Origin of the sequence: Glutamicibacter sp. JC586, assembly GCF_009805585.1 — a bacterium.
Classification (GTDB): domain Bacteria; phylum Actinomycetota; class Actinomycetes; order Actinomycetales; family Micrococcaceae; genus Glutamicibacter.
Genome location: NZ_VHIN01000005.1, coordinates 53,201 through 75,603, shown reverse-complemented (window position 1 = coordinate 75,603; position 22,403 = coordinate 53,201). Strand labels below are relative to the sequence as shown.

Genomic DNA, 22,403 nt, shown 5'->3' with positions numbered 1-22,403 from the left:
TAGAGGATGACTACTGCTACTGCCATTAAACGTATGGAACAAGAAGCTATAGACATCTGCCAAGACCTCATCAGAATTGATACAACAAACTTCGGCGGCAATAAAGGAGCGGGGGAACTTGAAGCCGCACAATACGTGGTGCACCGCTTGGCTGAGGCAGGCATCGATTCTACGATCTATGAGTCTGCCCCTGGTAGAGCAAACGTTGTCTTCCGAATTATCGGTACCGATAGTACATTGCCGGCCTTAATTGTGCACGGACACCTGGATGTTGTGCCAGCGATCGCCGAAGAGTGGAGCGTGGATCCGTTCGGAGCGCAGATCATCGACAAAATGATCTGGGGGCGCGGGGCAGTGGACATGAAGAATATGGATGCCATGATTCTCGCCGCCATCTTGCACCTTCACCGTGAAAATATTGCTCCTCGCCGAGACCTCGTCATTGCCTTCTTTGCGGATGAAGAAGCAGGCGGCGACTATGGTGCCGGCTGGATGGTGAAGAATCATCCAGAGCTTTTCGCCGGTGCTACCGAAGCCATTAGTGAAGTCGGCGGATTCTCGGTGGACATAAATGGGCGCCGGGCCTATATGCTTCAAACTGCTGAAAAGGGGATTGCGTGGCTCAAACTCACCGCGCAGGGGATGGCTGGGCACGGTTCGCAGATCAACGGTGATAATGCGGTCACCAACCTTGCTGGGGCGGTCCATCGTATAGGCGAGCACCAATGGCCGTTGTCCTACACGAAGACCACTACTGCATTGATGGAACAAGTCGCCGAGTTGGCAGGTCTGGAGTTCGATCCGCAGAAGCCACAACCACTGTTAGAAGCCATGGGTAATGTCTCTCGATTTGTCGGAGCCACGCTGCAAAACACGGCCAATCCCTCGGCTTTGCAAGCAGGATACAAGCACAACGTCATCCCAGGACAAGCTGAAGCGCTCATTGATTGCCGTACCTTGCCTGAAGAACATGAAGCTACCTTGGAAACGCTGCGTGAATTGGCTGGGGCGGGCGTCGAACTGTCCATGGTTCATGAGCAAGACTCCTTGGAAGTTCCTTTTGCCGGTGAACTTGTGGACAGCATGGTGCAGTCCTTGTTGGAGCAAGACCCAGAAGCAATTGTGCTGCCGTATATGCTCTCCGGAGGAACCGATAACAAATGGCTGGCTACTCTGGGGATTACGGGCTACGGTTTTGCGCCGTTGCAACTTCCGGCCGAACTTGATTTCACGGGAATGTTCCATGGGGTAGACGAACGGGTCCCGGTGGACTCTATCAAGTTCGGTGTGCGCGTTTTAGAGAATCTATTGCGCACCTATTAAATTCGTCGTGCCCCAGCCCCAACAATTTTCAGGAGTAGAACGTTGAGTATTGAGTCGATTCTTTCGGACGAGCTGTTGGAACGATTTCGCGAACGCGCCTCGATCTACGATGCAGAAAACACTTTCTGCACCGAGGACTTTGAAGAATTGGTCTCTCTCGGTTACCTCAAAGCACTGATCCCTGTTGAGCTTGGGGGACTGGGCTGGGATTTTGAACAGCTGGCTCTGGCCCAACGTCGACTGGCAACAGCCGCTCCTGCAACCGCATTGGCAGTTAATATGCACCAGGTGTGGGCCGGAGTCGCCCACCTACTCGCAGCGCGCGGTGATGACCGCCTGAACATGGTGACTGACTGGATCGCGCAAGGTGAGGTGATGGCCTTCGGAATCTCTGAGCCAGGTAACGACTCTGTGCTTTTTGACTCAAAGACCCAAGCCGTAACTGGTGACGACGGATCAGTGACCTTCAACGGTATGAAAATCTTCACCTCGCTCTCGCCAGCGTACACACGCCTCGGGGTCTTCGGTAAAGACGAATCTAGTAATGAGCTAGTCCATGGATTTGTCGCCAAGGGTCCAGGAGTGAAATCGATGGGAGATTGGAACACCCTTGGCATGCGGGCCAGCCAATCACACTCGACCAAACTAGAGAACGCAGTGGCGCCCAAGGACTGGGTTCATAGCCGACTAGCACTTGGGCCAAATCCCGATCTTTTGGTCTTCGGAATTTTTGCTTCCTTCCTAACGCTGACGGCAAGTGTCTACGTTGGCATCGCTGACCGGGCTGTAATATTAGCGCGCCACTGGCTAAACAAGAAAGTACGTCATGACGGCACCAAGTATTCACAAGACGTACGTTCTCGAGATTTACTCTCGGAAGCGGCGATGCGCCTGATCTCTTTGGACGCGCTACAACGCGTGATTGCTGGAGACCTGGAAGCGGTCGTTGATCACGGTGATCAGTGGTTCCCGAAGCTTGTTACATTGCGTACTGTTGCAGGGCAAAGTGCCAGGGAGAATGTACAGGTCCTAGGTCAAATCATCGGTGGCGGCGGATATTTCAGAGGATCCGAGTTCGAAAGGTTATACCGCGACGTGCAAGCTAGCTGGTACCACCCTTCCAACGCCGCTTCGGCTGCCAACACCGTCGCTTCTTGGCTTCTTGGGCCGCTCCATGACTAGTCACGGCGCAATGTAGTCAATGAAGTAAGAGCTAATCCAGTGGTGGAAGGGTGCTTCGTATCCGCATGACTCGCCGGCGAAGCCAGTATTTATAAGCTCCACCTTCGTAACGGCAGGTGCGCATCAGTTCCCACTTGCCGTTGTCGGCGTGCTCTCGTATTGCTGCGCGGGCTATGTGCACCGGTTCGGTGGGAAACGACGTGATCACCAAATACTCGAAACGCTGCTCGTCTGAATGATGCAGCGGTGGCTTAATTCTTTCTTGAAGCACTTTGCCCCCTATCTAAAGAACCTTTTGCGTTGTAGCGTAATGCCATGAGCACTGATCCTAGCTTTGCACTGCAGTCACTGATTGCACGTCTCGAACAACACCTTGCTGTTGTTTCGCAGAGTCGTGGCGCCGCGGAAGCGTCCGTTGATGCGGCTTTCGGTGCGCTCGCGGATGCGTTTGAAGACTACGAAGATGCGCTCTACGACCAATATTCTGAACTTTTGCCTTTCACCATACCCTCAGAAGATCAGTGAGTACGACCACGGGGTGAATTTTGACCCAAATGTGTTTTTGAGGCGGGTTCCACGGCGGCGGTGAAGTAATGTCGAGGGGTGAATTGGTTTGAAGCAGCATTTCTCGGATTGATCCAGGGCCTGACCGAGTTCCTCCCGATCTCGTCCTCAGCGCACCTCCGTATCGTTGGTGAACTCCTACCCAACGCCCAAGACCCCGGTGCAGCCTTTACGGCTATCACCCAGTTGGGTACCGAAACCGCAGTAATCTTGTTCTTCTGGCGAGACATAGTGCGAATCATTGGTGCCTGGTGCAAAGCTATCGTTGGCAAGGTTCCACACTCGGATCCTGACGCGAAGATGGGCTGGCTAATTATTGTCGGTTCTATCCCCATCGCGGTCCTTGGTCTGTTGCTCCAGGACTACATTGATACCAACTTCCGCTCACTGTGGCTGGCCGCCACGACATTAGTGGTCTTCGGTCTCTTCTTGGCACTAGCGGATCATTACGGCAAGGAAAAGTCGGGACTAGACCAGCTCACGGTCAAGCATGGCGTGTTCTATGGTCTAGCGCAGGCCATGGCACTGATTCCTGGCGTATCACGCTCTGGCGGAACGATCACCGCAGGTTTGCTCATGGGCTACACCCGTGAAGCCGCTGCCCGCTACTCATTCTTGCTCGCGATTCCAGCGGTCTACGCTTCCGGTCTGTACAAGCTGGTGAAGTCCTTGGACGAACCAGGTGTCTACACCCTGGCACAAACGGGTTTGGCTACGGCCATCGCTTTTGTCGTTGGCTTCTTCATCGTTGGTTGGTTCTTGAAGTTCGTCTCCACCCACTCCTACCGGTTCTTTGTCTGGTACCGCATCCTGTTGGGATTCGTACTCTTTGTTGCTCTGGGCTTTGGCTGGATCAACGCATAATCCAAAAAATTGGAGATGTCCGTGGATCGCTTCACGGACATCTCTGCGTTAACGGGAATAAACCTAGTCCTGCTTCACTTGGACTTAAAGGAAGAAAATCGTCGCATCTGCGAAAGGACGTACATCAGTGCACGCGTGGAAAAACCCTGAGGTGCCTCAGGTGGTTGGTTCAGCACCAATACTGGAACTCTTTAATACCGCCACAGGTAACCTGCAGGCCACCGCACCTGCGGATGCTGCTACTGCCGACGCTAGTATGTACGTCTGCGGGATCACCCCGTACGATGCCACCCATATGGGCCATGCCTCGACGTATGTCACCTTTGACCTGGTGCACCGCACCTGGCTTGATAGCGGGCGAAGCGTTGCATACTCACAAAACATTACGGATGTGGATGATCCGCTGTTAGAACGAGCAAACGCTAACGGTGTGGACTGGCGAGATCTTGCCGAAGAGCAGGTTCAGCTCTTCCGCGACGACATGGAAGCCCTCAACGTGATTCCGCCACAGAATTACATTGGCGCCGTCGAGTCGATTCAATGGCTGGTTCCTGTGGTGGAAGAACTGTTAGAAGCTGACCTTGCTTACCGGGTGCCGGCCGGTGCTGACGGTGTTGAAGGAGATATCTACTTCGATACCTATGCAGCGCAGAACGACGCGTGGAAACTGGGTTCGGTTTCTAACTACGACCGCGAGACTATGCTTGGTTTCTTCGCCGAGCGTGGTGGAGATCCGCAACGCACCGGTAAGCGAGACGCTCTGGACCCACTGCTGTGGCGTGCGGCTCGTGACGGCGAACCTTCATGGGACGGCGGCAAACTGGGGACTGGTCGCCCAGGCTGGCATATTGAGTGCTCAGTCATTGCTCGCAAGACCCTGCCGGCTCCGTTCACGGTTCAAGGTGGCGGGTCGGATCTGATCTTCCCACACCACGAATTCTCGGCCGCGCACGCTGCAGCCAGCGACCAGCATGAACTTGCGCAAACGTACGTTCACACCGGCATGGTCGGCTTGGACGGCGAAAAGATGAGCAAGTCCCTGGGCAACCTTGTTTTGGTTTCCAAGCTTCGCGCAGCAGGTGTTGAACCGGTAACCATTCGTGCAGTGCTGCTCTCGCAGCACTACCGTACCGATTGGTTCTGGACCGACGAATTGCTCGCCACAGCTCAAGGACGCGTCGCTGCGTGGCGTGAACGCCTTAAGGTAGCCTCCGAACAGGAAGCTACCGAGTTGCTCAACAGTATTCGCACTCACATGGCAAATGATCTAGACGCACCAGCAGCTTTGAATGCTATCGATCAGTGGGCAGCAAAACCATCAGCAAATCTCGGTGACGGTGCGCAGCTTTTGCGTGATGGGATCGACGCACTTCTTGGTCTTAAACTCTAGTAATTGCCTTGCCCAGGGAAGGGCAACTGGTTATTTCAGGGACCGGCTTCACGCTTCGAAGTCGGTCCCTGATCCATCCGGACGGAACTTGCCACGTCGGCGTAGATAGCGCTCGAATTCGCGTGCGATTGATTCGCCGCTGGCCTCGGGCAAATCGCTAGTATCCGTGGCCTCTTCGAGCTGTTTCACGTACTTAGCAACGTCCGGATCCGCTGCCGCTAGTTCATCAACCCCATGCTTCCAAGCCAAGGCATCCTCACGTAGCTGCTGGGCGGTCAAGGTCACCGGCAATAATTCTTCGAGCAGCTCAATGAGGGCCAGTTGGACTCGTGGACTCGGAGACTGCGCCACATAGTGCGATAGCTGAGCCCAGAGTGACATGTAGGGAATCTGTCGACGTTGGAACTCCATGCCCAGAATTGATGGAATTCCGGTGGGTCCTTCGTAATCAGAAGGCTTGACGTTGAAATACTCCTGGAATCCAGCATCGTCGCTGGTCAGCGAAGTCGGTACCGGTCGGGTGTGGGGAACATCCGCCAACAGTGCACCGAGGGTCACGATTGCCTGTGCATTATGCGCTTGAGCCACATCGAGAATTTGTGCGCAGAAGCTTTGCCACTTGAACGTGGGTTCCACACCTAGAACAACCAAAAGATCCGCCGCTGCCTGGGGGAGATCGATCTTATATATTTCGGTGCGTGGCCATTCCACCACCGCACCGTGTTCGGTACGGCGAGTCTTGGGGCGGGAAAATTGATAGTCGTAAAAGTCATCTTCCCCGATGGTGCAGATGAGTTCGAAGGTTTGATCCTCCAACAGTAGGCGCACCGCATCGCTGGCCGCTGAGCCGGCATCATTCCATCCTTCAAAGGCTGCTACGACGATAGTGGGGCGAATCTCATGATCACTCTGGGCAACATAGGTATTCAGCGTTGGGGTGTGGAAATCCTTGTTCATTGAAAACTCCTATCCAGCGTTTTAGCCCACAGCGTGGCTTGCCAAAGCGGCTTAGCCCCACTCTTCCATCTAGAATGGACTCATGCCAAGCACCAGTTTTGACTTTAATTCCGGCCCACACTCCATGACACCGCAAGCTGTCCTATGGGATATGGACGGCACCTTGATCGACACCGAGCCATATTGGATCGCTGCCGAGGAAGAATTGGTAGCCGCACATGGTGGGCGTTGGAGCGAAGAACAGGGCCTGTCATTGGTAGGCAGCGCCCTTCCCAACTCGGCACGAGTTCTCCAAGAAGCTGGGGTCAAACTTGATTCGCGCCAAATCATAGATTTGCTCAGTACCGAGGTGATCGCCGGTCTTCAGCGCGAAATTCCTTGGCGTCCAGGAGCCAAAGAATTGTTGATGGCCTGTACTGAAGCGGGGATACCGCAGGCCTTGGTCACGATGTCTGAACGTAGCATCGTGAATGAGCTGTTGGCACAGCTTCCGGAAGGCACTTTTCAAGCAACTGTGACCGGCGAAGAAGTTAGTCAAGGTAAGCCACATCCAGAACCTTACCTTCGTGGTCTTGAACTGCTAAGTGAAGCTCTTGATCAGCAACTCGTTGCTACACGGTGCATCGGATTTGAAGATTCGGTACCTGGAATCGCTGCTGCTTCTGCCGCTGGCTTGCATGCAGTACTTATTCCTAATGCGATTGATCCAGGCGAGGGAAATTGGCGCCGCATCAAAAGTCTAGAAGATGTGAACGTAGAAGAAATGACTCGATGGTTGGTGCAGGTTAACGCGTGAGCGAAACTTCAGAACAAGCTCCCGGAATAAAGCTCGGTCGTATTGCCGGGGTTCCGGTATATCTTTCGAGCTCATGGTTCATTATCACGGCTGTAATTACCATATCCGTGGGGCTTCAGCTTTCTCGGACCCAGTGGATTCCGGCCCTTAACGCCTACCTCATGGGTTTCGCCTGTGCTGTAGTCATTGCCGTGGCGGTACTGATCCATGAGGTCGCTCACGCGATGACGGCACGTGCTTTTAAATGGCCAGATGCCCATATTGTGCTCACGCTCATGGGTGGACACACCCAGTTTGGATCGTTCAAAGCTAAGCCCGGTGCGTCCTTATGGGTGGCCTTGTCGGGACCCGTATCAAACTTTGTGCTGGCCGGTATTGGCTGGCTGGTGCTTCAGAACGTTGAAGTGAGCGTCTACGCCAAACTGCTCTTGGACTTCTTCATCTACTCCAACTTATTGCTCGGCGGATTTAACGCACTACCGGGACTTCCCCTAGATGGAGGTCGGCTGGTCGAATCGATTGTTTGGAAAGCTACCGGATCCCAATTTAAGGGCACGATCGCCTCGAGTTGGGTTGGCCGGGTTATCGCCATCGGTGTTGTCTTTTTCTTCGTGGCGTTCCCCTACCTTCGCGGGCAAGAAGTACAAATCATCACCGCTGTTGTTGGGCTGATGGTGGCGATCTTTATGTGGCAGGCAACCACGTCGCTGATTGCGCATTCAAAGATGATGCTGAACCTTCCCACCGTGATTGCCTCAGATCTCATGACCCCGGCTTCGGCAATGCTGTCGCACGTAATGGTTTCAGACGTGTTAGCCAGGCAAAGTCAGCGCGAGGGCTCGATTATCCTCGTGGATGCTCAAGGCATGCCCGTAGGCGTTGTTGATACCCACGCACTGTCACGAGTCGATGCGTCGAACGCTAACCAGGTTCCTGCCCTTGCAGTGTCCAGAGCGTTGGGCCAGGGAGCCATAGTGGCCCAAGAATCCGATGGACGTGCACTCATTGACTACTTAGCCAGCGTTGAATCGGCGGAATATGCGGTGATTAGTGGCCAAGGACATGTTGTCGGGTTGCTGCATCAGCGCGATATCGTCAAAGCCGTTACCGGCCGGCGCAAGTAAACTTTAAAAAACTGAATTAAGCATCAAGAAAAGGACCACCCCCAGTGAGCGAAGCCATCACCCCGGCGCCCCATGGTGCGGCAGCCCGACGCGGACCATTCCGCGTAGGCGACCGCGTACAGTTGACCGACGAAAAGCGTCGAATCAATACGATCACCTTGCAAAACGGTGGTGAATTCCATACCCATAAGGGTGTGTTGCCGCATGAGGCCATCATTGGTTTGCCTGAAGGTTCGGTGATCGAGAATATTGATGGATTCCGCTATCAGGCGCTTCGCCCACTTGCAAAAGACTTTGTGCTCTCCATGCCGCGTGGAGCGACGGTGGTCTACCCGAAAGACGCCGCACAGATTGTGCAGTTCGGCGATATTTTCCCGGGTGCACGCGTAGTTGAGGCCGGCGTGGGCTCGGGCGCATTGTCCATTTCTCTCTTGCGTGCCGTCGGCGACGAGGGATTCCTGCACTCCTTTGAGCGACGTGAAGAATTCGCCGATATTGCCCGCGGCAACGTCTCCACCGTATTTGGTGGAGACCATCCTTCATGGAAGATCTCCATTGGAGATTTCCAGGACAAGGTAGTAGAGCTCGAAGAGCCAGCAAGTGTTGACCGAGTCGTGCTGGATATGCTCAGCCCTTGGGAATGCCTAGATGCTGTTGCAACCGTTCTTGCTCCGGGTGGCGTTTGGACCAACTACGTTTCTTCGGTGACTCAGATGTCACGCGTGGTCGAAGCCATTCGTGCATCGGGTCAGTTTACTGAGCCTGAATGTTTCGAAACGCTTGTACGTGGCTGGCACGTGGACGGTTTGGCTGTTCGCCCGGACCACCGCATGGTGGCGCACACTGCTTTCTTGATCACGTGCCGCCGGTTGGCGGACTCGGCAGACGGTATTCCCAAGGCCAAGAGAATCAAAGAACATTCTTACTCTTCCGAAGACCTGAGCGCGTGGACACGAGACCACGATGATCAAGAGTGGAGCGCAGAAGCTCTGGGTGAGCGTGGAATTTCAGACAAGAAACTGCGTCGCGCTGCTCGTGACGCAAACCAGTCTGTACGCGTGCGTGATGCTCTGAATTCAGAAAAATCAGAAGATAACTAGATAGCTAGATTTTCACATAGTGAGACATTGCGTCTCACTATGTGACTTCGGGCCCTGAGTGTTCCGCACTCGGGGCCCGAAGTTCTTAGGATGGAATCAAGACGGTGCGCCGAGTGCCGGAAAAACTCGTTGCTAGGCGGCTAGCAACGACGTTGCAAGTTGGGAGTTGGAACGTGAACGAACACCACGAGACAGAACAATTGGCAGAACGTCTGCAAATGACCGAACGCCAAGTTAATGTACTGCGCGATAAGAATCGCAATCTCGACAAGCAACTTTCCGGGCTAAGCGGCAACAACCAGCGACTAGTTGCGTTACTAGAGACCACGCGCGAGCAAATCATTACCTTGAAAGCAGCGCTGGAAAAAGACGGAGACACCCCCTTTAGCCATGGCACGGTCGTTGCCAAACATCCGCGCAAGCATCCTGAGCCAGGTCAGGGTATCGAATCCACCGGCGTCCAAAGCGTTGATGTTGTCTACTCCGGACGCAAAATGCGCGTCACGGTGAGCCCATTGATGGACTTTGACTCGGTTCTCATTGGTCAGCAGGTCTTGCTGAACGAAGCTCTTGTCGTCGTTGCTGCTTTAGGATTTGAAGAAACCGGTGAACTGGTCACTGTCAAAGAGCTACTAGACGAGAATCTTGCAGTGGTTATGGCACGAGCCGACGACCAGCGAGTTATTGAATTGGCCGACCCGCTGCGTAAAACTCATTTGCGCGTTGGCGACCAGCTCACCGTAGATTCACGAAGTGGTATGGCGGTGAGCCGTGTACAGCTCACAGACATGCAATCGCTGGTTCTCGAGGAAGTGCCGGAAATTGCCTATTCCGATATTGGCGGGCTGAACTCGCAAATCGAAGCGATCAAAGACTCAGTTGAATTGCCGTTCACTCACCCAGAGCTCTACCGTGAGCACGGGTTGAGTGCGCCAAAGGGGATCCTACTTTATGGCCCTCCAGGCTGCGGCAAGACTCTGATTGCCAAAGCCGTAGCCCACTCTTTGTCACAGCGTGTGCTCGAGCGCAAGGAAGGCAACAGCACCCGCAGCTACTTCTTGAATATCAAGGGCCCGGAGCTGTTAGATAAGTACGTGGGTGAGACCGAACGACACATTCGATTGATCTTTGCCAGAGCACGCGAGAAGGCACTGCACGGTGACCCAGTCGTGGTCTTCTTCGACGAAATGGAGGCGCTGTTCCGCACACGTGGCACCGGTGTTTCTTCCGATGTGGAGACCACTATTGTTCCCCAACTATTGGCAGAAATTGACGGAGTTGAACGCTTGGATAACGTGATTGTTATCGGCGCTTCAAACCGTGAGGACATGATTGACCCCGCCATTTTGCGTCCAGGTCGTCTGGACGTGAAGATCAAAATTCGACGCCCTGATGCAGAGGGAGCAGCCGAGATCTTTAGCAAATACCTGACCACCAAACTCCCGTTGCATCAAGACGAGCTGGCGGCCGATGCGGATGATGCGGCTGCTACGATTCGGCGCATGATTGATTCGACTGTGTCGGAAATGTATTCCACAGACCGGATCAACGAGTTCTTGGAGGTCACCTATGTGACCGGAGAAACCGAGATCCTCTATTTCAAGGATTTTGCCTCGGGCGCGGTAATTCACAACATCGTTGACCGGGCCAAGAAGCACGCGATCAAAGCCCTGATTACCGGTGGAGACCGCGGGTTAAAAATGGAGTACTTGTCCCGTGCAGTTCGAGAAGAATTCGCTGAACACGAAGACATGCCAAACACCACTAACCCGGATGATTGGGCTCGTATTTCAGGACGCAAGGGGGAGCGGATTAGCAACATTCGTTCCTTGGTTACTCACGAGGCCACCTCATGAGCGCGCGTCGTCTGGTCGGACTAGAGACTGAATACGGGATTATTCGCCCACAAATGCCCAACGCCAATGCCACGGTGCTCTCGGCCCAGATTGTTGACGCCTACGCTCAACTAGTTGCGCAGCAAAATTCAAGCGCAATGGCAGCACGCTGGGACTATGCGGACGAGTCGCCTTTGCAGGACGTTCGTGGTTTTTCTATCTCTCGTGAGCAGGCCCACCCTAGTCAGCTGACTGATGTTGAGCCAGGGCTAGTAGAATCTGGAATCTGGACTGCTGAGTCCATCGCTTTGGATGGCAATGACGCCCGTGTTGGGTCTACTTTGTACCAAGAGAAAGACTCAACAGAAGTTGTCATGAACATGGTTCTGGGCAATGGCGCCAGGCTCTACGTTGACCACGCGCACCCAGAGTACTCCAGCCCAGAATCGCTAACTCCACGGGCAGCAGTTCTGTGGGATCAAGCGGGTGATGAGGTGATGCGACGCGCAGCAGCGACGGCACAACGTTTGGGCGGTGGCGAATTACTGCTATACAAGAACAACACCGACAACAAGTCTGTCTCCTACGGTTCTCATGAGAATTACCTACTTCCGCGAGAAGTAGAATTCTCCTCCATCGTCAAGGGATTAACTCCGTTCTTCGCGAGTCGACAAATTTTCTGTGGTTCCGGGCGAGTGGGACAGGGCATGCTCGGCCAAAAGGCGGCCTTCCAGATCTCGCAACGTGCTGATTTTTTTGAAGCTGAAGTTGGTCTAGAGACGACGATCAACCGACCCATCATCAATACACGTGACGAGCCGCATGCCAACTGGGACAAATATCGTCGATTGCATGTGATCATCGGGGATGCAAACCTGGGCCAGATTTCGACCTTACTCCGAGTAGGCACGACCAATCTGGTGCTCTCGCTGATTGAAGCGAACATGGCACCGGACATTGAGCTGGCCGAACCAGTTCAAGCGCTCCAACAAATTAGTCATGACCCTTCGCTGAAGACTGCCGTGAGGCTCCGAGATGGTCGAGAACTTACAGCCATTGAGATTCAGTGGCTCTATTTCGAGGCCAGTCAAAAGTATTGTGCTGCTCGTGGAATTGATGATCCGGATACCGCAGAAATTCTGGAACGCTGGCAGAACATTCTAGACATCTTAGAACGCGATCCATTGGAAGCGTCGGATCAAATTGATTGGATCGCAAAGTACAAGCTGATCAATGGATTCGCCGACCGACACCAGTTGTCACTTGCCGACCCTAGGGTCGCAATGATGGATTTGCAATGGGCCGATCTGCGCACAGAGAAGGGTTTGTATTATCGCCTAGCGGCTCGAGGTGCGATGCAAACGCTCTTTAGCCAAGACGAAATCAATCAAGCAGTGACGAACCCACCCGAAGACACCCGCGCTTATCTGCGGGGGATGGCCCTACAACGCTATGCGCCCTACGTGATTGCAGCGAACTGGGACGCATTGTCCTTTGCAGTGCCAGGTGCTCGGCAGATCAGTCGTTTCCACATGGCCGAACCACTCGGCGGGACGCGAAAGAGCGTAGGAGATCTATTCGATGCTGAGCTGCAGATTTCGGAGTTCATTGATGAATTGGCTCGACGCCGATAATCAGCGCAGAATAGGTATGAATCTCAGTTCATAGACGTGATTTTAGATTTTAGGAGATAGTAATGACTCAGGAAAGCTTCTCAGCTCGCCGCGCAAGCCAGAATCAGTCGCAGGAAGCTGAAGAGATTCAAGTTAACACCAACGCACAATCCGCTGGCGTTGATGACCTGCTCGACGAAATCGACTCGGTTCTTGAGTCTAACGCCGAGGAATTTGTTCGTGGCTTTGTACAAAAAGGTGGACAGTAGTCCCGCAATGCCGGCAGGGCATTGATCAACTGACATCAACTCAAATTATCTGTGCAGTCGAGGGGAAGTAACCACGCGTGGATCGCAGAATTTTCGGTCTTGAAACGGAATTCGGACTGACCTATGTCCCATCGGACGGGCGTCGGCTGACTCCCGAAGATGCGGCGAGGCACCTGTTTAAGCCCGTAGTCAACTGGGGGCGAAGCTCGAACGTGTTCCTCGAAAACGGTTCACGGCTCTATCTAGATGTCGGCTCGCACCCTGAATATGCAACAGCTGAATGCGATCAACTCAGTCAGCTGATCGCCCATGACCGTGCCGGTGAAGCCTTCATGCTTGATCTGGTAGATCAAGCCGAAGATCAATTATTGGATGAAGGCCACGAAGGCCGAATCTATATGTTCAAGAACAACGTTGATTCGGCGGGCAATTCGTACGGATGCCACGAGAACTATCTGATTCCCCGCAAGATTGAGTTTAAGCGACTTGCCGATATGCTCATTCCGTTTTTGGTCACTCGACAGCTACTATGTGGCGCAGGGCACCTGATTACCGAAGATGAGCAGACGAACTTTGTGTTCTCCCAACGCGCCGACCACATGTGGGAAGGCGTATCCTCAGCAACCACCCGCTCGCGACCCATCATCAATACGCGCGACGAGCCACACGCTGACGCGGAGTATCACCGACGTTTACACGTCATCGTGGGCGACTCAAGTATGAGTGAGACAACCCAGCTGCTCAAGATTGGTGCCACAGACCTGGTGCTGCGCCTCATCGAATCTGGCGAAATTTATCATGACCTTCGTCTTGAAAACCCGATTCGTTCAATTCGCCAGATTTCCCATGACTTCGACGGGCAGACCGTCGTGCGGCTGATGGGTGGCGACGAACCTACAGCTCTGCAAATTCAGTGGATTCTTTTTGAATCCGTTAAAGAATTTGTGGCACGCCACGGGGCTCATCATGATCAGGTTGATACGGTGCTTGAGCTCTGGGAACGTACGCTCAGGGCAATTGAAACTCAAGATTATTCGCTGATCGACAAAGACATCGACTGGGCCATCAAGCACAAGTTGTTGATGGGTTATGCCCAGAAGAATTCGCTTGAACTGTCCTCACCACGACTGGCTCAACTAAATCTGACCTATCATGATATCGATCCAGCACGAGGACTATTCCACTTGCTCAAACGGCGTGGTCTAGCATCCAGCGTAGTGAGCGACATCGAGATTCGCGATGCAGTGAATAACCCTCCGGCCACGACACGCGCTGCGATAAGAAGTAAATTTATTCGCGCTGCACGTGCCAACGGGCGACGCTACAGCGCCGACTGGGTTCACATGAAATATGAGGACGAACCCGGAGGAATTGTGCTGTGTAAAGACCCCTTCGCGATCAACGATCCCGAGGTCGACAAGCTTATAGAGATGATGAGTCAGCGGGCTTAACCAGCAGGCGGAAAGACTTTTCACAGCTAATTTACCTAGGGTAGTAGCAGTGAGTTTGATGCTCGTGTGCCCAGCGCCCGAGCAAATATTCAATTTTTGATTTCAACGAAAGAAGATTCGTGCGAAAAGTATTGGCATTGTGCGCAACAGCTTCGGTTCTAGCCCTGGCAGCTTGCGGTTCTGGTTCCTCGTCTGACCTGTCCAAGATTTCGGTAAAGCCAGCATCCGACGACAAGACGGCGCCAGAGGTTTCCTTCGATACTCCATTCACTACGGAGAAAGATGAGGCGGTGAATATCAAGCAGGGCGACGGTGCTGACGTCAACCCTGGAGATACCGTTTCCATCAAGTCAGGACTGTACAAGACTATTGACGGCTTGTCCGCTGGCGATAACTTCACCGGTACCGCAACAGACATGACTGTGGATGACTCGATGAAGCAGCAAATGCCTGAGCTTTACGATCGTTTGTCTGACTCGAAGGTGGGCGACTGGATCGCCTACTCCACCGTTGAAGGCACGACACAGGCTGACGGTAGCGTGGCGGAACCAGCCGAGGGAGCCAAGGCTGAACGCATCATCGTTTTGCACATTGAAGACAGCACTGCTGCCAGCGGCACCATGAGCAAGGATGAGGTCGCAAAGCAGAAGAAGGAAGGCAAACTTCCTACCGTCAAGGTCACCGATGGCACGCCAAAAATCACCATCCCGAAGGACACTGAAGCTCCGAAGGACTTGGCCGTCGATGTCCTCGAAGAGGGCAAGGGCGAAGCAGCAACCGCCACTTCAAAGGTCAAGGCAAAGTACACGGGTGTTACTTGGGCCGACGGTAAAGAATTCGACGGAAACTTCGGTAAGGATTCCACCGAATTCTCGCTCGACGGCGTGATCAAGGGCTGGACCGAAGGTATGACTGGTCTGAAGGCTGGTTCCAAGGTACTGCTGACTATTCCTGCCGATAAGGCCTACGGAAATACTTCCAGCAACGGTTCGCCAACGGGAACCCTCGTGTTTTACGTAGAATTGGAATCTGTTACTGCTGCTGACAGCAAGTAATCGTCTTAACCACGACTGAGAAAGGCCGTGACTATGTCGTTCGGAGAACGCAACTACGACCGCACCAAGCCGGAAATCGACTTCCCCGGCACCGACGCACCAGAAGAACTGGTCATCACTGACCTAATCGAAGGTACCGGCGCAGAGGTTACTCCTGGCACCACCGTTCAGGCACACTACGTAGGTGTTGCTTGGTCCACCGGTGAAGAATTTGATTCCTCATGGAACCGTGGAGAGACCTTAGACTTCCCAGTTGGAGTCGGCATGGTCATCCAGGGTTGGGACCAGGGTCTACTGGGCATGAAGGTCGGCGGTCGTCGCCGCCTGGACATTCCTTCAGATCTTGCCTACGGCGAGCGTGGCGCCCCAGGTGCTATTGCTCCTAATGAAGCACTGATCTTCGTAGTGGACCTCATCGGTACCAAGTAGTTCAGTGATTTCCTCATGGCCCCGATATAACAATCGGGGCCATGACTGTCTTAATAGTCCTCACTGGCACAGAAAGTTGGTTAGTCTAAGCAGGTGAGTACAAAGCAATCCAGTGGACCTAGTAAGGCCGAACGCCTCACTAGCCTCATTTATGCGCTGGCTACCAAGTCCCGGAAATTTAACGCCGAGCGAATCGGTGAGTATCTTGTGCCTGAAGGCTCAGCGGATACACGTGAAAAGGCACTTGATCGTCTCAAAGAAGAAATTCGCAATGACTTTGGTCTGCAACTGAACAAAGAAATCATCGACGGCGTTCCTTTTTACAGTCTGGATACGACCGACTGGTTCCTGCCCCCGGTAAACTTCAGCCCAGCCGAGGCCGGCATGATTGCTTTGGCTGCGACCCTCTGGAAAGACTCCAAGCTTCAGACTCTCGGGCTCAACGCAGCAGCTCGTGTCACCGGTCAGGTCGATGCGATGACGCCAGTTTCGCCGCTAGCCGGATCTTTAGTTCCACGCTTGTCGATGGATGAACCAAACTTCAAGGACTGCGCGTTGGCAGTGTTCAACCGCAAGCCACTGAAGTTTTCCTACATATCCTCGCAGAGCGCTCAGACCGAACGCACTGTCGATGTATGGGGAATTGGTCAGCGCTACGGCAACTGGTACTTCACTGGCTTCGATCACAGCCGTGAGGATATTCGTGTGTTTCGCCTATCGCGAGTACAGGGAAATTTCACCAATTTCCGACACAACGGAAGCACGAGTAAATATCATCCGCGCCCTGATGACTTCTCAATGAATCAGGTGTTACTGGACTTCGACCGCAAGCATCCAGGACATATCGCCACCATCAAACTTCACCGTGATGAAGCGATCCCGTTGCGCGCCCAAGCGCTGAATGGAAACGCTGATAGCGCGGATCTTCAGATTGGTTACTCGGACCCAGAATCTTTTGCTGCAGAACTTGCAGCCTATGGGCCGGCAGTTCAGGTGCTTGCGCCAGAAGAACTAGCGCAGAAAGTACTACAGCGCTTGAACTCTGCCAAATCTGCGCAAACTGCACAACATGGTATGAGTGATTACGCCTCTGTGAAGTTCCGTCCCAACAGGGCCACGGGTCGGGGGACCACCACCACTCAGGTGATGCGGAATATTGACATGATTCAGTACGTCGCAGCCAACGGTGCGGTGGAAATCGAAGAACTAGCGGCTCGTTATTCTCTGAGCGTCTCCAAAGTCCGTGAAGAGTTGGCCATGATCATGATGTGCGGTGTGCCTAATGGCCAACATGACGAATTGATCAACGTTAACGATGGCGACTTAGAATCTGACACAGTCACGATTTCTAACGCTGCGCTGCTAGCTGAACCACAAAAGCTTGCGCCGATGGAGGCTGTAGCCGTTCTGGGTGGTTTAAACGCGCTGGCCAGCATCCCAGAGTTTGAACATCAAGATGTGTTGGCCTCCGCCCTGGCTAAAGTCAACTCTGCGGTGGCTCGCTTTGAGGGATGGAACGGTGCACTGGGATTTGCGCTGTCCAAGGCGCGCGAAAACGACATTCCGCAACAACTCGTTCAAGCTGTCAAGAATCATCGTGTGCTGCGTCTTGATTACTACTCCGCAAGTTCTCGTACGCACCAATTACGCGATGTCGAGCCGGTTCGGATGATTGAAGACGGGTCCACACAGTACTTGCGAGCCTGGTGTCGAACCCGTGAGAGCATGCTAACTTTCCGAGTCGATCGAGTACTGAGTGCGCAAACGCTGGATGAACACTTCGTGGCAGGACAGCGACATGAAGATCAACAAGATGTTCAGATTCACTACCAGGCCCAAGCCGAAGATCTAGAAGTCATTCTCCATATTGACGCCGAAATACTACCGGTCATTGAGGCGTTCCACCCAGTTTCCTGGTCGACAGGAAAGATTGATAACGGGTATTTGGCGACGGTTCGCTTCTCAGATCATCAGGTCGCGGCACCATTGATCGCACGACATGGCGGTAAACTAACTGTGGTCTCTCCTGACGCTACGCGCGAACAAGTTGTGCTGTGGTTGGACGAGGCCATCAGAATGTATGAGGATTGATAGATGCTTCCTTGGTGGTTTTGGATCCTGTTGTGGACTGTCCTAGTTTTGGCAACTCTGCTCGTCGCCGTGCTTGCTGGTTTTAGGCTGTTCAAGCGCGGCATGTCAGTCGTTGATGCCTTGGGCGCGGCTGCAGATCACGTTAGTTCCGGACTGAGCACCCCAGGCACCGTCGTCGAGTACGACCAGAGTTCCCGACGCTATCCGCACGGAACCGATGCAACGCACGGTGATCCTGAAGAAATTCGGGCTTTACGCACGACAGGCAAGGCGGAACGGATCGAGGCGCGCCGCGTGCGTCGTGTGACTCGTCGAGCCCAACGTGGCCAAGCTCAAAACATGCGGGATCTTCACCTGTTCTGACGTAGACTTTAGTTTGAGAGAAGGGAAATCACATGGGTGGTTTACAGGGATGGCATATCGTCATCATTATCGTTTTGGCATTGCTTCTTTTTGGCGCTCCTAAGCTTCCAGGTTTGGCACGCTCCATGGGTCAGTCACTGCGCATTTTTAAGTCCGAAGTGCGTCAGATGAAGGATGATGATCCAAAATCTGAAACTGTTGACGGTACCGTCAACGATCAGAATCCAAACGAAAAGAACAACTCGTAGATTTCCTCAGTGGCAACAGATAAAGACAAGACACCGCGCACCAAGAAAAAGCGGGTCAAGAACGATGAAGGGCGGATGTCTCTTAAAGAGCATCTGGTAGAAGCCCGAAACCGCCTTTTCATTTCGCTCATCGCGTTGGCGTTGGGTACCGTCGCGGGGTTTTTCCTTTACGACTGGCTTCTCGAACTGATTATCGCCCCGGTGCAGGCCGCGGGCGGATCAGTGAACTATACGGCCGTGATGTCGCCCTTCGACATCATGATCAAAGTCGCGCTGTTCGTCGGAATTCTCATCTCGTCGCCCGTCTGGCTGTATCAGTTATGGGCGTTTATCGTTCCGGGGCTGAAAAAGAACGAACGGCGACTGAGCTATAGCTTTGTTGCAGTATCCGTGCCACTGTTTATCGGTGGCGTCGCGATGGCATATTTCGTGTTGCCTTTCGCACTGCACTTCTTTATCAGCCTGGCTCCAGAAAACTCGCTCAACCTGATCAACATCAATGAGTATTTGCCGTTTATCATTCGGCTCTTACTTGCTTTTGGTTGTGCGATGCTCGTGCCTGTCCTCATGGTGGGGCTGAACATGGTTGGCGTGTTGCCGGCCAAGATCATCCTGAAAAACTGGCGAATCACTGTCTTCCTTATTGCCTTAGTAGCTGCGATGGCTGCTCCTGGCGGCGACGCGATTACGATGTTTGCCCTCGCAGGGCCATTGTTCCTCACCTTCGCCGGAGCTACCGTCTTCTGCTACTTCAACGACAAAAAGCGTGCAAAGAAACAGGCTGCTTTGGACGCTGAAAATGAGCGTTTGGCGCAGGGAAACTCCACGGACATTCAAGCGCCGAGCCCTATCGACGAACCTAACGCACAGCCGTAAATCACCGGCAAGAAAGAGAACGGCCACAAGTGACTTCACCCGCGGAACGATACGCGAATTCCAAGACACGGCAGGTCGAGCAGGGCACTGCATTACCTGATTTTCGTGCCAGCATCTCTTTTGATTTGGATCCGTTCCAAGCCGAAGCTTGCCAGAAAGTCACCGAAGGTCACAGCGTTCTAGTCGCTGCGCCCACCGGTGCCGGCAAGACTGTCGTTGGTGAGTTCGCTATATTCCAGGCTTTGCGAGAAAATCGCAAAGCTTTTTACACCACACCGATTAAGGCCCTGAGCAACCAGAAGTACTCTGAACTGGTGAACCGTTACGGTGCCCAACACGTTGGTCTGCTCACCGGCGATACCTCGATCAACTCTGAGGCCGAGATCGTCGTTATGACTACCGAAGTCCTGCGAAACATGCTTTACGCGGACTCGCAGACGCTTGACGGTTTGGGTTACGTCATCATGGACGAAGTCCATTATTTGGCAGATAAGTTCCGTGGCGCGGTGTGGGAAGAGGTCATCATCCACCTGCCCTCAAACGTCCAAATCATCTCACTTTCAGCAACAGTCTCAAACGCTGAAGAGTTTGGTGGATGGCTGGACACGGTGCGTGGACAGACCGACATTATTGTTTCTGAACACAGGCCTGTTCCGCTGTTCCAGCATGTGATGGTTGGTTCCAACGTTGTGGACCTCTTTGCTGAAGACGTTTCCTTTGACAAGGTTGCTGAAGGAGATGCTAAGGCCAGCGTTAATCCCGAGTTGCGTAAACTTGTTCGCACTCATAATTCAGGTGGTCGCGTCCAACGAGGCCGTGGCAAGGGTGGTCGAGGACCACAGCGCGGTTCTGGTCTTGGGCAACGAGTCAATCGTCCATCGGTGATTGGCAAACTTGACCGGGCGGGATTGCTGCCGGCAATCTTCTTCATTTTCTCTCGCAAGGGTTGCGACATGGCAGTGCAACAATGCGCCATGGCTGACCTTCGACTCACCACTAACGAAGAGGCTGCGGAAATTGCGCAGGCCCTAGACGAAGTCTCCTACCGGATTCCGAGCGAAGACCTCGACGTCCTGGAATTCTGGGCATGGCGTGACGGTCTAATCCGAGGATTCGCCTCACACCATGCAGGTTTACTTCCGATCTTCAAAGAGATCGTTGAAGACCTCTTTGCAAGAAATCTGATCAAGGTGGTGTTTGCTACAGAAACCCTGGCCCTAGGCGTGAACATGCCGGCGAGATCAGTGGTCCTTGAAAAGCTGGTGAAGTTTAATGGTGAGTCCCACGTACAAATTTCATCGGGGGAGTACACCCAGCTCACCGGTCGAGCCGGGCGACGCGGTATCGACGTTGAAGGACATTCCATTGTCGTATGGAACCCAGAACTCGAACCCGAAGCGCTAGCAGGTTTGGCCTCAAAGCGAACCTATCCGCTTAATTCATCGTTCCGCCCAACCTACAACATGTCCACAAACCTGCTGGCTCAATTCGGGCGTGAACAAACACGACAGATTCTGGAATCCTCCTTTGCCCAGTACCAAGCTGACCGTTCGGTGGTCGGCATGGCTCGACAGGTGCGTTCCAAAGAAGAATCACTAGCTGGCTACGCAAAGTCGATGGAATGCCATTTAGGTGACTTCACGGAGTACCTGAAATTGCAGCGAAACTTGGCCACTGCGGAAAAAACAGCAGCCAAGAGTCGGCGAACCGAGCGACGCTCGGCTGCTGAACGCTCCTTGCAAGCGGTGATCCGCGGCGACGTTGTAGATCTGCCAGGTGGCCGACGCTTCGGTCGCGCCGTCGTAGTTGAGCTAGATACAGCGATGTACAACCCACGCCATACTGTGCTTACCGAGGAAGGTCAGCTTCGTCGGCTTTCCTCCGATGACCTCAACGGTCCGGTTGAGATTATTTCCCGCATCCGCATTCCGAAAGGTTTCAGCGGCCGCGCCCCGAAGGAACGACGCGATCTAGCAGCGTCCCTTCGCAACGCAATCTACGAGGAACGTCCGCCACGTATAGACGCCCAGAGCTTCAATTATGCCGGGGCAGACTCCACAGAACGTGAAATCAACGAGCTGCGGATGCAACTCAAGGATCACCCCTGCCATTCCTGCTCCGAAAAAGACCAGCATATGCGTTGGGCTGATCGTTATTGGAAGTTGAAAAAGGATACTGACAAAGCCCGCCGGGCAATCCGCGGCCGGACCAATACCATCGCGACAGAATTCGACAAGGTCTGTAAGGTCCTCGAACAGTTCGACTACCTCACCGAAGCGCAAGGCGATGACGGGTTCAAGCTCACCGATTCCGGACGTCGGTTGCGACGGATCTACGGCGATCGAGACCTGCTCACCAGCCAAATCTTAGAAACTGGCAAGCTCACCAAGCTGAATTCTGATGAGCTCTGCGCGGTGGTGGCTAGCCTGGTATACCAAGCGCGTCGTGATGGCGACCGACCCGATCCAAAGATGCCAACGGATAAAATCGCGGACATCTGGAATAGTACGATCAAGATCTGGGCAGAACTCTCCGACGCCGAGGAAGCACTGAATCTTGATCCGACCGCGCCACCGGAATCCGGCTTGATTTGGCCGATGTACAAGTGGGCCAGAGGAGCAAGTCTGAACAGTGCGTTACGCGGCACGGATATGGCGCCCGGCGACTTCGTACGCTGGGCTAAGCAGGTCATCGACACCTTAGACCAGTTCGCCAAGAACTCGGATCTGCCGCCGATACTGGTGCGCAATGCCTACAAAGCCGTCGATCAGGTCAAGCGTGGCGTGGTGGCCTACTCAAATGTTTTGTCCTAGTGCCCTCGGGCGTGGGCAAGTGAAAAACTTACTAATCGTTGCACAAGAAAAGGAAGCACG

21 protein-coding genes are annotated in these 22,403 nt (G+C 53.6%); 19 read left to right on the top strand and 2 right to left on the bottom strand.

The annotated features are described in order from the left end of the window. Positions 1-6 precede the first annotated feature (6 nt). Positions 7-1,323, top strand: coding sequence for a M20/M25/M40 family metallo-hydrolase (locus FJV47_RS03905; protein ID WP_159610246.1), 1,317 nt, complete (start codon positions 7-9; stop codon positions 1,321-1,323). Between the two features lie 42 nt (positions 1,324-1,365). Beyond that, a complete protein-coding gene (locus FJV47_RS03900; RefSeq protein WP_159610244.1) occupies positions 1,366-2,505 on the top strand; it encodes an acyl-CoA dehydrogenase family protein in 1,140 nt (379 codons plus the stop codon). 31 nt (positions 2,506-2,536) lie between these two features. On the opposite strand, the gene FJV47_RS16545 is transcribed toward FJV47_RS03900, so the two are convergent. Beyond that, the gene (locus tag FJV47_RS16545; protein WP_370514949.1) at positions 2,537-2,713 is read right to left on the bottom strand and encodes a DUF5703 family protein; all 177 of its coding nucleotides are present in this window, start codon (positions 2,711-2,713) and stop codon (positions 2,537-2,539) included. Positions 2,714-2,820: 107 nt separating this feature from the next. Between FJV47_RS16545 and FJV47_RS03895 the strand changes: the two genes are divergently transcribed. The 3 genes from FJV47_RS03895 (at position 2,821) to mshC (ending at position 5,323) form a co-directional block, all read left to right on the top strand. After that, positions 2,821-3,030, top strand: coding sequence for a hypothetical protein (locus FJV47_RS03895; RefSeq protein ID WP_159610242.1), 210 nt, complete (start codon positions 2,821-2,823; stop codon positions 3,028-3,030). 78 nt (positions 3,031-3,108) lie between these two features. Next, a complete protein-coding gene (locus tag FJV47_RS03890; RefSeq protein WP_159610240.1) occupies positions 3,109-3,933 on the top strand; it encodes an undecaprenyl-diphosphate phosphatase in 825 nt (274 codons plus the stop codon). Between the two features lie 127 nt (positions 3,934-4,060). Then, a complete protein-coding gene (mshC, locus tag FJV47_RS03885) occupies positions 4,061-5,323 on the top strand; it encodes a cysteine--1-D-myo-inosityl 2-amino-2-deoxy-alpha-D-glucopyranoside ligase (protein WP_159610238.1) in 1,263 nt (420 codons plus the stop codon). A gap of 48 nt (positions 5,324-5,371) precedes the next feature. Here mshC and FJV47_RS03880 read toward each other — a convergent pair whose 3' ends face one another. Further along, complete coding sequence (locus FJV47_RS03880) at positions 5,372-6,280, bottom strand: PAC2 family protein (RefSeq protein WP_159610236.1); 909 nt, start codon at positions 6,278-6,280, stop codon at positions 5,372-5,374. Positions 6,281-6,362: 82 nt separating this feature from the next. Between FJV47_RS03880 and FJV47_RS03875 the strand changes: the two genes are divergently transcribed. From FJV47_RS03875 to FJV47_RS03810, 14 genes are all read left to right on the top strand, one after another. Then, the gene (locus tag FJV47_RS03875) at positions 6,363-7,076 is read left to right on the top strand and encodes an HAD family phosphatase (RefSeq protein WP_159610234.1); all 714 of its coding nucleotides are present in this window, start codon (positions 6,363-6,365) and stop codon (positions 7,074-7,076) included. Continuing rightward, positions 7,073-8,200, top strand: a complete 1,128-nt coding sequence (locus FJV47_RS03870; protein ID WP_159610232.1) for a site-2 protease family protein — start codon at positions 7,073-7,075, stop codon at positions 8,198-8,200. Before FJV47_RS03875 ends, FJV47_RS03870 begins: the two co-directional genes overlap by 4 nt. Positions 8,201-8,244: 44 nt before the next feature. After that, a complete protein-coding gene (locus FJV47_RS03865) occupies positions 8,245-9,300 on the top strand; it encodes a tRNA (adenine-N1)-methyltransferase (protein ID WP_159610230.1) in 1,056 nt (351 codons plus the stop codon). Positions 9,301-9,518: 218 nt separating this feature from the next. Then, the gene (gene arc, locus FJV47_RS03860; protein WP_159610931.1) at positions 9,519-11,156 is read left to right on the top strand and encodes a proteasome ATPase; all 1,638 of its coding nucleotides are present in this window, start codon (positions 9,519-9,521) and stop codon (positions 11,154-11,156) included. Continuing rightward, a complete protein-coding gene (dop, locus tag FJV47_RS03855; protein ID WP_159610228.1) occupies positions 11,153-12,769 on the top strand; it encodes a depupylase/deamidase Dop in 1,617 nt (538 codons plus the stop codon). The genes arc and dop overlap by 4 nt, the downstream gene beginning before the upstream one ends. Before the next feature lie 62 nt (positions 12,770-12,831). Further along, on the top strand, positions 12,832-13,017 hold the full coding sequence (locus FJV47_RS03850; protein ID WP_159610226.1) for a ubiquitin-like protein Pup: 186 nt from the start codon (positions 12,832-12,834) through the stop codon (positions 13,015-13,017). Positions 13,018-13,094: 77 nt separating this feature from the next. Further along, entirely contained in the window at positions 13,095-14,468 is a 1,374-nt protein-coding gene (gene pafA / locus FJV47_RS03845; RefSeq protein WP_159610224.1) for a Pup--protein ligase, read from the top strand. 119 nt (positions 14,469-14,587) lie between these two features. Further along, positions 14,588-15,523: an FKBP-type peptidyl-prolyl cis-trans isomerase gene (locus FJV47_RS03840; RefSeq protein ID WP_159610222.1), complete on the top strand. Its 936-nt coding sequence runs from the start codon at positions 14,588-14,590 to the stop codon at positions 15,521-15,523. A gap of 33 nt (positions 15,524-15,556) precedes the next feature. Continuing rightward, a complete protein-coding gene (locus FJV47_RS03835) occupies positions 15,557-15,952 on the top strand; it encodes an FKBP-type peptidyl-prolyl cis-trans isomerase (RefSeq protein ID WP_159610220.1) in 396 nt (131 codons plus the stop codon). A gap of 93 nt (positions 15,953-16,045) precedes the next feature. Beyond that, positions 16,046-18,043 (top strand): YafY family protein, encoded by a 1,998-nt coding sequence (locus FJV47_RS03830; RefSeq protein WP_159610218.1) that lies wholly within the window; start codon positions 16,046-16,048, stop codon positions 18,041-18,043. Positions 18,044-18,091: 48 nt separating this feature from the next. Continuing rightward, positions 18,092-18,406: a hypothetical protein gene (locus FJV47_RS03825; RefSeq protein ID WP_159610216.1), complete on the top strand. Its 315-nt coding sequence runs from the start codon at positions 18,092-18,094 to the stop codon at positions 18,404-18,406. A 32-nt stretch (positions 18,407-18,438) separates the two neighbouring features. Then, positions 18,439-18,654, top strand: coding sequence for a Sec-independent protein translocase subunit TatA (gene tatA / locus FJV47_RS03820; RefSeq protein ID WP_159610214.1), 216 nt, complete (start codon positions 18,439-18,441; stop codon positions 18,652-18,654). A 9-nt stretch (positions 18,655-18,663) separates the two neighbouring features. Further along, positions 18,664-19,530 (top strand): twin-arginine translocase subunit TatC, encoded by an 867-nt coding sequence (gene tatC, locus FJV47_RS03815; protein WP_159610212.1) that lies wholly within the window; start codon positions 18,664-18,666, stop codon positions 19,528-19,530. Between the two features lie 29 nt (positions 19,531-19,559). Continuing rightward, positions 19,560-22,343 (top strand): RNA helicase, encoded by a 2,784-nt coding sequence (locus FJV47_RS03810; RefSeq protein WP_159610210.1) that lies wholly within the window; start codon positions 19,560-19,562, stop codon positions 22,341-22,343. The last annotated feature ends 60 nt before the right edge of the window (positions 22,344-22,403 follow it).